The sequence below is a fragment of the Bryocella sp. genome (assembly GCF_058498515.1).
Genome location: NZ_JBMHYI010000010.1, coordinates 106481 through 119718, shown reverse-complemented (window position 1 = coordinate 119718; position 13238 = coordinate 106481). Strand labels below are relative to the sequence as shown.

Annotated in this window: 12 protein-coding genes; 7 read left to right on the top strand and 5 right to left on the bottom strand. The window is 60.9% G+C overall.

Annotated features, from left to right (window positions below):
• The first annotated feature begins 84 nt into the window (after nt 1–84).
• From AC5E6W_RS03185 to AC5E6W_RS03165, 5 genes are all read left to right on the top strand, one after another.
• Complete coding sequence (locus tag AC5E6W_RS03185; protein WP_491750808.1) at nt 85–1146, top strand: 1,9-bis(guanidino)-5-aza-nonane synthase; 1062 nt, start codon at nt 85–87, stop codon at nt 1144–1146.
• 327 nt (nt 1147–1473) lie between these two features.
• Complete coding sequence (locus tag AC5E6W_RS03180) at nt 1474–2739, top strand: magnesium transporter MgtE N-terminal domain-containing protein (RefSeq protein WP_491750807.1); 1266 nt, start codon at nt 1474–1476, stop codon at nt 2737–2739.
• Between the two features lie 16 nt (nt 2740–2755).
• The gene (locus tag AC5E6W_RS03175) at nt 2756–2947 is read left to right on the top strand and encodes a hypothetical protein (protein WP_491750806.1); all 192 of its coding nucleotides are present in this window, start codon (nt 2756–2758) and stop codon (nt 2945–2947) included.
• Nucleotides 2948–2956: 9 nt separating this feature from the next.
• Nucleotides 2957–4012: a CgeB family protein gene (locus AC5E6W_RS03170; RefSeq protein WP_491750805.1), complete on the top strand. Its 1056-nt coding sequence runs from the start codon at nt 2957–2959 to the stop codon at nt 4010–4012.
• A gap of 199 nt (nt 4013–4211) precedes the next feature.
• A complete protein-coding gene (locus tag AC5E6W_RS03165) occupies nt 4212–5474 on the top strand; it encodes an Nramp family divalent metal transporter (RefSeq protein WP_491750804.1) in 1263 nt (420 codons plus the stop codon).
• Between the two features lie 74 nt (nt 5475–5548).
• Here AC5E6W_RS03165 and AC5E6W_RS03160 read toward each other — a convergent pair whose 3' ends face one another.
• The 3 genes from AC5E6W_RS03160 to AC5E6W_RS03150 all read right to left on the bottom strand — a co-directional run bounded on the left by AC5E6W_RS03160 (nt 5549) and on the right by AC5E6W_RS03150 (nt 8630).
• Nucleotides 5549–6445, bottom strand: a complete 897-nt coding sequence (locus tag AC5E6W_RS03160) for a TIGR03435 family protein (RefSeq protein WP_491750803.1) — start codon at nt 6443–6445, stop codon at nt 5549–5551.
• 605 nt (nt 6446–7050) lie between these two features.
• A complete protein-coding gene (mutT, locus tag AC5E6W_RS03155) occupies nt 7051–7515 on the bottom strand; it encodes an 8-oxo-dGTP diphosphatase MutT (RefSeq protein ID WP_491750802.1) in 465 nt (154 codons plus the stop codon).
• Nucleotides 7516–7850: 335 nt separating this feature from the next.
• Nucleotides 7851–8630, bottom strand: a complete 780-nt coding sequence (locus AC5E6W_RS03150; RefSeq protein WP_491750801.1) for an HAD family hydrolase — start codon at nt 8628–8630, stop codon at nt 7851–7853.
• Between the two features lie 423 nt (nt 8631–9053).
• Here AC5E6W_RS03150 and uxaC point away from each other — a divergent pair, with 423 nt between their 5' ends.
• Nucleotides 9054–10451 (top strand): glucuronate isomerase, encoded by a 1398-nt coding sequence (gene uxaC, locus AC5E6W_RS03145; RefSeq protein ID WP_491750800.1) that lies wholly within the window; start codon nt 9054–9056, stop codon nt 10449–10451.
• A 122-nt stretch (nt 10452–10573) separates the two neighbouring features.
• On the opposite strand, the gene AC5E6W_RS03140 is transcribed toward uxaC, so the two are convergent.
• Entirely contained in the window at nt 10574–11011 is a 438-nt protein-coding gene (locus tag AC5E6W_RS03140) for a hypothetical protein (RefSeq protein WP_491750799.1), read from the bottom strand.
• 120 nt (nt 11012–11131) lie between these two features.
• On the opposite strand from AC5E6W_RS03140, the gene AC5E6W_RS03135 reads away from it, so the two are divergent.
• On the top strand, nt 11132–12766 hold the full coding sequence (locus tag AC5E6W_RS03135; RefSeq protein ID WP_491750798.1) for a DUF5060 domain-containing protein: 1635 nt from the start codon (nt 11132–11134) through the stop codon (nt 12764–12766).
• Between the two features lie 8 nt (nt 12767–12774).
• On the opposite strand, the gene AC5E6W_RS03130 is transcribed toward AC5E6W_RS03135, so the two are convergent.
• On the bottom strand, nt 12775–13137 hold the full coding sequence (locus tag AC5E6W_RS03130; protein ID WP_491750797.1) for a hypothetical protein: 363 nt from the start codon (nt 13135–13137) through the stop codon (nt 12775–12777).
• Between the last annotated feature and the right edge of the window lie 101 nt (nt 13138–13238).

The window sequence follows — 13238 nt, the reverse complement described above, 5'->3', positions numbered from 1 at the left end:
GCGGTTTTCATGGGGTCGATTGAAACACCAAATTCACAGATTTCCGCTTGGGGACTGGCGAAAAACGATAAACTGTTAATCGATATGGCGACCAAGAAAGAACTTCTCCAGAAGCAGATTGAGCACATCGACATCAGCAAGCACGACGTAGTGGCGCTGGTGGATGCGATGGGTTCGATGGCGTATAGCTCGCGTGATTTGCACCGCGCTGCCACCATTTACGACATGATGCTGCGCGATACCGAGTGCGGCGTCATCCTTTGCCTGGCGGGATCGTTGATCTCGGCGGGGCTGCAGAAGGTCATCGTCGACCTGGTGCGGAACAACATGGTGGATGCGATTGTGTCCACGGGCGCGAACATCGTCGACCAGGACTTCTTCGAGGCGCTGGGGTACCGGCATTACATCGCGGGCGATGAGTACAAGTACGGCGCAGGCGACGCGGAGCTTCGCGAGCTGATGATCGACCGCATCTATGACACGTTCATCGATGAGGAAGAGCTGCGGATCTGCGATGAGACGACCGAGAGGATCATCAACTCGCTGGAGCCGAAGGCTTACTCATCGCGGGAGCTGATCAAGGCGATGGGCGCGTACCTGGTGAAGAATGGCCGCACGCCGGAGCAGGGCAACAACGATTCGATCGTGCTGGCCTGCTATGAGAAGGAAGTGCCGATCTTCTGCCCGGCGTTCTCGGACTGCTCGTTTGGGTTTGGGATCGTGGCGCACCAGCATGCACGGGCTGGCAAGGCTGTGGTGTCGATCGATTCGGGCAAGGACTTCTATGAGCTGACGCAGATCAAGCTGGCGAACCCGACGACGGGTCTGCTGATGATTGGCGGCGGCGTGCCGAAGAACTTCGCGCAGGACATCGTGGTGGCGGCGGACATTCTGGGCGTGGATGCGTCGATGCACAAGTACGCGATCCAGATCACGGTAGCGGATGCTCGCGATGGTGCGCTGTCGGGCTCGACGCTGAAGGAAGCCAGCTCGTGGGGCAAGGTGGATCTGACGTTCGAGCAGATGGTGTATGCCGAGGCGACGATGGCGTTTCCGCTGATCGCCGGCTATGCGTGGCATAAGAAGGCTGCGGCGGCTCGTGAAGGCAAGGCGTTTGCGGCGGTGCTGGAGCCGGTTACGGCGTAGGGCCAAGGGTATAGGGCCAAGGGTCAAGAGTTTAGGGCCCAGGGTTCAGAATGCAGTGCGGCGGCGGGGCTTTGGCTCCGCCGTTCGTGTGTTTGGGTGCTGGTTTTCTGTAGAGGTGTGAGGGGAACAGGTTGCCCGCTATGCGGGCTGGAGGTTTGAGGTGTGCGGTTGGGCTGGGAAAGGATGGGCCACCCGACATCCCACCCGCATCCTTTGAGCCCACATCTTTTCGAGATTTCGTGCTGGCATGGGGCACCTGATTTGTACTGGGGTCGGGGGTTGGCGTCTGATTTCGTTTGCATCGGAATGGGGTAAGGTTAGGTAGCGATGAGCGATGTGCGTGCCATTCCGACGAGTGTCTCCGCCCTGCTGGGGGTGACTGTTGTCGACGCCAGCGGAACGAAGCTGGGGCGGGTGCGGGATCTTGCCATCGATGTGTTGAAGGACGGCACGCAGGTGGCCGGGCTGGTGTTGCGGAATCCTCACATGGGCGGCAAGGATCTGCTGTTGCTGATGTCCGACCTGAAGGCGCCGCAGCCGAACGCGACGACGCTGGAGGCTACTGCGCAGCCTGAGCTGCTGAAGCGGCCGAACGATTTCCTGCTGCTGGACTTCGACCTGCTGGACCAGCAGATTATCGACGTGGATGGGCGCAAGGTGGTCCGCGTGAACGATGTGGACCTGGCGTGGCAGGGGAATGGGGCTCCGGGGTCGACGCGGCTAAGCATTGAGGACGTGGAGGTGGGCAACCGTGGGGCGATCCGGCGGCTGCTGAAGGGACTTCCTGCGGCGGCGGTGGAGAACTTTACGGGGAAGATGAAGCCGCGGATCATCCCGTGGAACTGCGTGGACCTGATCGAGCGGGATCCGGCGCGGAGGGTGCGGCTGAAGATCGGGCGGGAGCGGCTGGCGAAGCTGCATCCTTCGGATATTGCGGAGATTCTCGAAGATCTGGCACCGGCGGAGCGCGAGGCGGTGTTCAGCTCGCTGCCGGAGGAGACGGCGGCAGAGACGCTGGAGGAGTTCGAGCCGCGGATGCAGAAGGAGCTCGTGCAGCGCATGGACTCCGAGCGCGCGGCGGACATCATCGAAGAGATGGACCCGGGCGCGGCGGCCGACCTGCTGAGCGAGCTTTCGGATGAGGAGTCGGAGGCGATTCTCGAGGAGATGGAGCCCGAGGAGCGTCATGACGTCGAGGAGTTGCTGGAGTTTGAGCACAACACGGCGGCGGGCCAGATGACGACGGACTTCCTGAGTGTGCCGAACGAGGCGACGGTGGGCGAGGCGATCGAGGCGCTGCGGACGTTCGAAGGCGACCCGGATACGATCACCGAGGTCTACCTGACGGATGCGGAGGAGAAGCTGCTGGGCGTGGTGATGCTGCCGCGGCTGATCCTGGCGAAGCCGGAGACGACGTTGTCGTCGCTGTGGGAGGGGCATATTGTGAGCTGCCCGTTGAATGCGAGTCACAAGCAGGTGGCGGAGCTGTTCGACAAATACAATTTGCGGTCTCTGCCGGTGGTGGATCACAAGGGGCATCTGGCGGGGGCGATTCATGCGGAGCAGGTGATTGCGCAGCTTCGCGAAGCGTAGAGGTTCTTCGCTGCCTTTGGAAAAGGGAAAGGAAACCACCAAGGACACCAAGGGCACGAAGGTTTCACCAAGGAGCTGCAAACGCCGCGACGCGACGGTACGCTACGAGAGCATGCTGGGCGTGACGACGAACCCGGGAACGACGAACGCGGAGTACGCTGAGGGCCGCGGTGTGGGGATGAAGTGCTGCGTGGCGATCGGGCGGTGAGGGCAGGGTTTGAAGATTCTTTACGCAGCTCAGCTTAGTCCGAATGATTCGGCGCAGTATCGTGGGTGGGCGTTGGAGCGGTTGGGGCATGAGGTCATTACGATCAATGACCTGGAGTACCGGCCGCGGAATGAGCTGCTGCGCAAGGTTGTGTTTCGGACGCAGATGGGGCCGTGGGTCGCGCGGCTGAATCGGGACATCCTGGCGATGGCTCGGGAGCACAGGCCGGATGTGTTCTGGGCGGATAAGCTGCTGAGCCTGCAGCCGGCGACGCTGGATGCGTTGCGGGCGATGGGCATCAAGACGGTCAGCTACATGATTGACAACGCGTTTGGGCCGCGGCGCGATCCGGGATGGCGGCTGTACATGCAGTGCATCCCGCACTTCGACGTGCATGCGACGCAGCGTGACCAGAACGTGCTGGACTACAAGGCGCGTGGGGCTCGGGATGTGATCAAGATCCAGACGGCGTATGAGCCGACGATTCATTTTCCGGCGCCGGCCCGCTGGAACGAACGCATGCGCGATCGCGGAGTCTCGTTCATCGGAACGCCGTATGACCAGCGGGCCGCGTTCCTGACCCGGCTGTGGCGTGAGTATGGCGTGCCGGTGGCAATCTCGGGCAACCGGATGTGGCGGGAGCAGCTCGACGCCGAGGCGCTGGCTGCGTTGTTCACGGGAGCGGAGCTGTATCGCATCGACTACCGTGAGGCGATCTGGCGGTCGAAGATCAACCTCAGCTTTCTTACCCATTCCAACCAGGATGAGTTCGTGCACAAGAGCTTCGAGATTGCGGCATGTGGCGGGTTCCTGTTGGCGGAGCGGTCGGCGGGGCACCTGGAGCGTTTTGTCGAAGACGAGGAGGCGGTGTTCTTCTCGGACTTTGAGGAGTGCCTGGCGAAGATTCGCAGATACCTGCCCGATGTGGAGGCGCGGGAGCGGATTGCGAAGGCCGGATGCGAGCGCGCGTTGCGGAGCGGGTATAGCAACGATGCGCAGGTGGAACGGATATTGGAGCGGGTGACGAGCCAGGAGCGACCACACAACGCCGCTGTAAACATCTGACCGGTGGGGCTGTACGGGGAGCCGTGCGGGGGCTGAACAGGGTACTCTAGACACGCAGGGACGACACCGTGACATTGCAGGGAACGTTACAACGGAAGCGTGCTTCCGCTGGCCGGAGTCTGGCCTCGATGCGGGGCGGCGCGGGGTTGCGTTCTGTAGACCATGAGTGTGGCAGCGTTCTCGAAGGAGTCCGCCGGGTATGAGTTTCTGGAAGCGCTGGCGGATCAGCATCATGCTGTTCTTCGCTGTGCTGGGGCCGGGGTTTATCACCGCCAACGTCGATAACGACGCGGGCGGTATCTTCACGTATTCGCAGGCCGGCGCGCAGTACGGGTATCACCTGCTGTGGACGATGCTGCCGATCACGATTGCGCTGATCGTGGTGCAGGAGATGTGCGCGCGCATGGGCGCGGTGACGGGCAAGGGACTCAGCGACCTGATCCGCGAAGAGTTCGGGCTGCGGCTGACGTTCATCATGATGGTGCTGCTGGTGCTGGTGAACTTCACCAACGTGATCGCGGAGTTTGCGGGCATTGCGGAGAGCGCGCAGCTGTTTGCGGTGCCGAAGATCCTCAGCGTGCCGGTGTGCGGCGCGGCCGTGTGGGCGCTGGTGGTGAAGGGCAACTACAAGTCGGTGGAGAAGATCTTCCTGGTGGCGAGCCTGCTGTACTTCTCGTACATCATCGCGGGCGTGCTGGCGCATCCGGACTGGAAGCACGCGATGATGCAGACGATTACGCTGCCGCCGCGGTCGATCTGGAAGGACCACAACTACGTGTACATGACGGTGGGTGTGATTGGCACGACGATCACGCCGTGGATGCAGTTTTACCTGCAATCGTCAGTGGTGGAGAAGGGCGTTACGGTGAAGCAGTACAAGGCTTCGCGGTTGGATGTCATCGTGGGGTCGATCTTCACCGACGTGGTGGCTTGGTTCATCATCGTGGCGTGTGCGGGGACGTTGTATGCGCATGGGGTGCGGAACATTGCGAGTGGCGCGGATGCTGCCGCGGCGATGAAGCCGTTTGCGGAGCGGTATGCGCCGATCCTGTTCGCGGCTGGGCTGTTCAATGCGTCGTTCTTTGCGGCTTCGATCCTGCCGCTGTCGACGACGTACGCGGTGTGCGAGGGGCTGGGCTTTGAGAGCGGTGTGAACCGGACGTTCAAGCAGGCGCCGTTCTTCTACTGGCTGTATACGCTGCTGATTGTGGCGGGTGGGCTGGTGGTGATCCTGCTGAAGCCGGACGACCAGGTGCCGATCACGATCCTGTCGCAGGTGCTGGACGGGGTGCTGTTGCCGTTCGTGTTGTACTTCATGCTCAAGCTGACGAATAACAAGGAGCTGATGGGCAAGTACACGAACTCGCGGAGCTTCAATGTGATTGCGTGGGCGACGTCGATCATTGTGATGGGGCTGACGGCGGTGGGGATGTGGCAGACGTTGTCGTCGTTGAAGCATTAGGGGCGGACAGGCCGGGGATTTTGTTGAATGGTGCGAACGGCGTTTCCCGGTACCTGCCATCGTTAGCGCACATTTCAATTTTCCGAAGGTTTTTCCACATGTTCTACGATAAGCGCATTGACCATTGCCTTCTTCGCTTCCAATTTCAATCCAAGTTGCTCTCGTATCGCATTGAGCAGGCTCGGCGCAACATCGTTATCTTCGACGGGCCCTGTCAGAGGAGGATGGCCGTTGAATTCGGATTCGTCCGGCAAGAACGTAACGCTGAGATCAAACTTTCCAGAAATTCCGGTTGCATCTACAACAGGTCGGTTCAAAACGATCATTTGCAAATACCCAGAAAAATCAGATGTCGTTGCATTCTGCATCGTAATCGTCCAACCGCTGTGAGCAGCGAAAAGGTGGTTCACAGGCACAGTGCCGCTCAGCTTTGTTGGGATGAGCTTTGGCTTTCCTTCCGCAGTAAGTACGAAAGCCGGAAGCTCGCGTTTATCCCAATGAATCGCCAGATTGAAGCGCTCCGTTAGCAGCTTCTGCAGCATCGCGCGCACCTCCTTGAGACTGGGCTTGCTGTCCTGGCTGGAAGTCGCTGAGACGTCGAACCGATCTTTGTCTATCCACGGTGGGCCGCCGATAATTTGTTTCGCCTGCACATCGTAGGCAAATTGGATCAAGTCATCTAGGGATGTATTCACTGTGGTGAAGTAGCGACCACGTTCATCTATTTTCTGCATCATTGGAGCACCAGACCTGTTGGGTCGAATCGTTGCTACTTCGAACGATATCGTGGGTGCGGGGTTGGTCTGGCTGGCTGAATATGTTAGCTGTTGTTGCAACGAAACTGAGGCTGCGGACGATTGTGATAGGGCAACTTGCGCAATAGCCACGCAAACGAGTGCTGCCATCCACGCGAACGAAAGATATGATTGAAAAAAATCGGAAATAGATTGCTGCATGATCTGCTTGCCCATAATCGGGACCTCATTTCACTTGTTCGCACTATATCCGCATCAACAGTTTGCACTGTCCATTTGGTTGCTAGTGAAATGACGTCTCCAACCACTTTTCGCTCGCCGAAATTTTTGGATGGAAATTCGTCAGCCGTTCCGCCAGAACCGCGTCCGTCAGCGAGCGCGGTTCGCCTTCAGGCGTCTGTTCCCAGTCAAAGTATAGATTTACTAACGAGAAGTCGGCTTGTCGGAAGTTGTGTTGACACGGTCATGCGGCCGAGGAGAGGTAATCGTTCCTCAGGGGCTAGAGCCCGCGTGTCGAGAAGGGCTTATTGGCACGGCTGAAGCCGTGCCCTGCCGTTCGTGCCGGTTCGGCGGCAGTCGGTGTTGTATGTTCCTTGGTGAAATACAAAACGGGGTCGTTTGCTGGCGCAAACGATACCCCACCCTTTCGCAAACAGCGCGAAAGGATGGGCCACCCAACGTTGTGCGGGCCCACATCTCTTCGAGATAGGGACCCCAGATCGTGCGAGAAGCAGCAGGTTTCTCCACTGCGCAGGACGATGGAGCTGTCCTGCTTCGGTCGAAATGACACATCGTGGGGGGGGAGGGCTGGTCGCCGGCGACTATTGCGGGAGGAGTTTGCCTTCGGCTAGTTCCTGGATGAGGGTGAGGTCGGCGGCGAGGAAGTCGAACTCGGGGAGTTTTTGGAGTTTGCTCCAGAGCATGTCTTCGAAGATGCGGTTCTCGAGCTCGCCGTCCCAGCGGCGGAGGGTGAAGAACTGGATTTCGATCTCGCGGCCGTTGCGGTAGGCGTGGCGGACGGTGGTGACGAGCTCGCCGATGGTGGCGGTGATGCCGAGCTCTTCGCTGAGCTCGCGGACGAGGGCTTCTTCGGGGGTCTCGCCGGGCTCGATTTTGCCGCCGGGGAACTCCCATTTGAGGCCCATGGGCTGCTCGGCCTTGCGCTGGCAGATAAAGACCTCGCGGTCGGGGCCCTGGCCGCGCACGATGATTGCCGCGACGACCCTGCGGAGAGTCTTCGGCGGCGGCCGGCGGTGCGCGTTCAACTTGCGGATCGACTCCTTCAAGGCTCCTCGAATCAACAGTGATGGGCGACCGGCCCCCAGCAATCCATAGGATGCCAGGACTGGAGGGTACCATCCAGCTTCCCATTGACGGCTGTCATCCGGCAAGCGGGTTGTATCGGTGGACGGGTGCGCAGAGGTGATTGGATGCCTGGCGGGAGGTCTTCGGCGGTGCAGAGGAGGTGTGCGGGAAGATGCTCCCGGAAAACTCACGAAGTGCCCTCAGCGGCTAAAGCCGGATCGTTTTGGAGGCTATTTGTCACGGCTGAAGCCGTGACCTGCCGTTCGTGCCATTGCCCTTGATGAGAATGATCTGTCATGGCGATGGTGCAACGGTGTCAGCTTATGGGGCGGACGGATTCGGGCCAGAAGACGGGCCAGCCGCGCTCGGCGCTACGGCGTTGGAGCTCAGCGGAGGGATTGACGGGGAAGGCTCCGCTGTTGGGTCCCTGGCTTCGTGCGATGGCGAGCATGGCGTAGTCGTGGACGGAGTTGCCGAAGACGACGTCGGGTGCGGTGATGCCGACGCGGTTGAGGGAGGCGACCTTGCCCTCGTCGGTGGGTACGTCAAGCAGGCGGCTGGTGGCGATGGCGGCGTTGCCGGTGCCTTCGGGGGCGACGCGGGCGGCGAGGACGCGCTCGGGAGGGATGCCGAAGCGCTTGACGCCTTCCTCGATGACCCAGTCGCAGGTGGAGCTGACGGCCCAGATTTCGACGCCGGTGCGCTGGAGGTCAGAGAGGAGGCCGGCCATCTCGGGGAAGATGTGGCGCTCGATCTTGTCGGCGAAGAAGGCAGCGGCGGCGCGGCGCATCTCGGCGACGGGGATTCCGGCGTAGACCTGGACCATTTCGCCGCAGATGGCGAGCTCGGAGACGACGCCGGCGCGGTAGCCGTCGTAGCGGGACTTGAGCCAGGCGGTTTTTTCGGGGCTGAGGAGGCCGGTCTCCATGGTCCACCACATAAAGTTGGAGCCGGCGTCGCCGGACCAGAGCGTGCCGTCGCAATCGAAGATGGCGAGGCGAGGCTTGAGCGCGTGGACGCGGTGGAGGAAGGCTTCGGTGGAGAGGATCTGGGGCTGGTGGGTGGCGATGGGGGCAGAGGCGGCGTATTCGGACAAGGGGTGGAAGCTCCTGCGCGGCGGGAGGGCCGCAGTGGTAGTAGAGCAGGTGGGAGGGTTTGGTTCCAAGGGACGGGTAGCCAGGCGCGGGCTGCTGAGAGCGGTCGTTTGCTGCCGCAACGATACCCCACCCTTTCACGATGAAGCGGCACCCCGGCTGAAATCCTGCGAACCCACATCTCTTCGAGATATGGAGATATGGGGCACCCGATTCGTGGGGGAAGAAGGGTCTGATCGAGTTGTGGGTTTGGAGCTGTGAGCTGGGAGCCAGGGGTTTGAGGTTCAGTTTCCAGAGGGCCAGATCCCAGATTCCAGGGCAAGCTGTTTGGGCGGATTTGGGGGCTGCCTGACCGATGTTCGGTGAGTCTGATAGGCTTTCCAATCGTAGCGGTGCAAACGCCGCGCGTGAAGGATCGCCTGCCTATGCTGAACTCGAACCGTCTCTTTCCCGCGGCGACTGCCGCCCGCGCTGTAGCCATCAAGCTGTATGAAACCGTGAAGGACGCTCCGATCCTGAGCCCGCATGGGCACACCGATCCGAGCTGGTTTGCGGAGAACAAGCCGTTTCCGAACCCGGCGAAGCTGCTGATCACACCGGATCACTACATCTTCCGGATGCTGTACTCGCAGGGCGTGAGCCTGGAGTCGCTGGGGGTTCCGCAGCTGGATGGCAAGGAGTCGGCCGACCCGCGGGAGATCTGGCGGATCTTCGCGAAGCACTATTACCTGTTCCGCGGCACGCCGACGCGGCAGTGGGTGGACTATACGTTCGAGAACGAGTTTGGCCTGACCGAGCGGCTGAACGAGCACAACGCGGACGAGTACTACGACATCATCGACCGTAAGCTGCAGACGCCGGAGTTTTTGCCGCGGGCGCTGTTTGAGCGGTTTCGGATCGAGGCGCTGGCGACGACGGATGCGGCGTTCGACACGCTGGAGTATCACAAGCAGATTCGCGAGTCGGGCTGGGGCGGGCGCGTGATTCCGACGTTCCGGCCGGATGCCGTAATCGACGCAGAGTACTCCGGGTTCCAGGAAAACCTGAAGAAGCTGGCGGAGAGCGCGGACCAGGATGTCTCGACGTGGAGCGGGTATCTGGACGCGCTGCGCAAGCGGCGGAATTTCTTCATCAAGCACGGAGCGACCGCGACCGACCATGGCCACCTGACGGCGATGACCGCCGACCTTCCGCTGGGCGAAGCCAAGGCGCTGTACGAGCGCGTGTATACGGGCAAGATGCGGGGCGGGGACATTGAGCTGTTCCAGGCGCAGATGCTGACGGAGATGGCCGGCATGAGCGTGGACGATGGTCTGACGATGCAGCTGCATCCGGGCAGCGTGCGGAACCACAACCTGAAGGTCTACGAGAAGTTTGGGCGCGACAAGGGCGCGGATATCCCGAGTCCGACGGAGTATGTGCGCAGCCTGAAGCCGCTGCTGAACAAGTACGGCAACGAGCCCAACTTCACGTTCATTCTGTTCACGCTGGATGAGTCGACGTTCTCGCGCGAACTGGCGCCGCTGGCGGGACATTATCCTTGCCTGCGGCTGGGTCCGCCGTGGTGGTTCCATGACTCACCTGAGGGCATGATGCGGTTCCGCGAGACGGCGACGGAGACGGCTGGGTTCTACAACACGGTGGGCTTCAACGACGATACGCGGGCGTTCCTGTCGATCCCGGCGCGGCATGATGTGGCGCGGCGGATTGACTGCGCGTTCCTGGGGCGGCTGGTGGCGGAGCATTCGCTGGATGAGGCTGAGGCGTTCGAGGTGATCCAGGACCTGACGGTGAATCTGGTGAAGAAGGCGTACAAGCTGTAGGGCAGCGCTGCGCGTTAGCGCTTCGCGGTAGCGGCTTCGCCGTTGGCGCTTCGCGTTAGGGAAAGCAAACGGTGGGCCGCCGAATTGATTCGGCGGCCCATTGATTTTGCGGCTGCTGAGCCTCAGGGTTTCAGGTACTGTTCGGTGACGCGGAGTTGTTCTTTCGCATAACCGATGGCGTTGGCGCTGTCGACGGCGCTGTCGTCTTCGGGAGCGTAGAGTAGCGCGGGGGTTGCGGCAGCGAGCGTTGCGGCGGCCATGAGGGCACAGGCCATCTCCTCGAGCGAGCTTCCCCAGACGAGCATGACGACGCTGTCGAAGGCCTTGACGCGTGGGGCGAGGTAGGTGAACTCTTCGGCGATCTGTTCCTTGGGGAGGAAGAAGTACTCGAAGCCGGAGGCGTGGCTGCGCAGGTCGCACGGGAGGAAGCCGGTGAAGGTGATGGGGTCGAAGTCGGTGTCGAGCTTTAGCGGGAAGCCAGCGCCGGCGATCGCCTGCTGCCAGTGTTCGGGTGTGGGCATCGTGGCGCGCGCGAGGAAGACGTAGATCTCTGCGGACATGTGCGGAGGCTAGCACGAGTCGGTGGGAGGCTTGGCGAGCGCGGCTTGGTGGCGGTGACTTGAGCGTGCCGCATAAAGATGCTCTGCTGAGGGTCGGGAAATAGGTTTATGCTGGCCTGCATGAAAATGCTTAGCCGTCGCGATGCTCTCAAGCTCAGCTCCGCAGCCGTTGGCGCTGCCGTTCTTCCCTCTGCTGCTGAAGGGCAAGGTAATGCTGGGGCGGCGCATGGCGACGTGCCGCTGTGGGAGATCTTCGAGCACACTCTGAAGGGGCCGGCGGAGGGTAATCCGTTTGTCAATCCTTTCACCGAGGTGGAACTGAAGGCCGTCTTCCGTCAAGGCCATCGCGAGGTGGAGGTGACGGGCTTCTACGACGGCGAAGGTACGTACAAGATTCGCTACATGCCGGACACGCTGGGCGAGTGGGGCTTTACGACGAGAAGCAATGTGAAGGCGCTCGATGGGCAGACGGGGAGGCTTCGCGTGATTGCGGCGTTGCAGGGAGTTCATGGGCCGGTACGGGTGGCGAACACGCATCACTTTGCGTATGCGGACGGCACGCCGTACTTTCCGTTTGGCACGACGTGTTACGCGTGGATGCACCAGTCCGAGGCAATGCAGGAAGAGACGCTGGCGACACTGAAGGGCGCGCCGTTCAACAAGATTCGGATGTGCGTTTTTCCGAAGCACTACGAGTACAACCACAATGAGCCGCCGTTCTATCCATTTCCGCATACGGGGAAGCTGCCTGCCGATGCGGACTGGAAGAACGACGAGACGCGCTTCAATCCGGAGTTCTTTGCGCACATTGAGAAGCGGCTGGCGGACCTGCAGGCGCTGAACATCGAAGCGGACCTGATCCTGTTTCATCCGTATGACCGCTGGGGTTACTCGAAGATGTCGGCGGAGGCAGATGACCGGTATTTGAAGTATGTGCTGGCGCGGTTCAGTGCGTTTCGCAACGTGTGGTGGTCGATGGCGAATGAGTATGACCTGATGCGGGCGAAGAAGATGGCGGACTGGGATCGGCTGTTTCACATTGTGGAGACGGAGGATCCGTATGCGCATCTGCGGTCGATTCATTACTCGCATGTGGCGTATGACTACTCGCGGCCGTGGGTGACGCATGGGTGCATGCAGTCCGCGAAGTTCGAGGATGCGGGGACGTACCTGAACGACTGGAACAAGCCGGTGCTGTTCGACGAGGTGCAGTACGAGGGCAACCTGAATGCGCGTTGGGGCAACCTGACGGGCGATGAGATGTCGCGGCGGTTCTGGCTGGGCGTGATCATGGGAGCTTATGTGACGCATGGCGAGACGCTGCTGGACCCTGATGCGGCGATGGATACAGAGGTGACTCCGACACTGTGGTGGTCGCATGGGGGCAAGCTGAAGGGAACGAGTCCGGCGCAGATTGCTTTCCTGCGGAAGATCGTGGAAGAGAGCAATCGCAACCATGGCGGCGTGGTGGTGCGGACGGGGTTTGAGAGCCCGGCGAATACGTATGAAGCGAACTATTACCTGCATGCGACGGTGTCGACGCTGGAGACGCGGAAGCCGCAGACGATCCTGTACTTCTTCGACTATCACCAGCCGCTGTGGTATCAGTTTCCGCTGCCGGAAGGGACGTTCAAGGCGGAGCACATTGACCCAATGGCGATGACGGTGACACCGATTGAGGGGATGCATAGCGGCAAGGCGAAGATCCGGCTGAGTGGGAAGGCGTTTCGGGCGCTGCGGTTTACGGCGGTGTAGCAGGACGTCTAGAGGGCCTTGTCGAACTGGAGGTTGGCGACCGGGGAAGTGGTTGGTTGCGGCGGACGAAGTTTGGCGAGGACGCTCTCCGTGACGTCTGTTCCGCCGCGAAGGTTTTTCCTCAGGACGATGGGTGTGTAGATGAAGCCGAAGGGGATGCCCCACCAGCCGAGGAGCAACGTGATGAGGGTCCATGGAAGGCTCTTCGTCGCGGCGTTTTCTCCCGCAGGAATGAACTCCAGGGGTGCGTTGCGGCGGAAGGTGATGAAGACCAGGGACACCACGTACTGATAGACCACGAAACGTCCACCGCGGTTGATTTCGTTTGCGACTTCGGACGCGGGGCGCTTGAAGAGCTCTTGGGCTTTCATGCTCTGCTGCCTTTGGGTGATGGATTTTGGGTATCGTAACCCGAAATCCCGACGTGAGCGTGAATTTATCGCCGGCCCCAGTGACGTGGAGGGCTTTTACA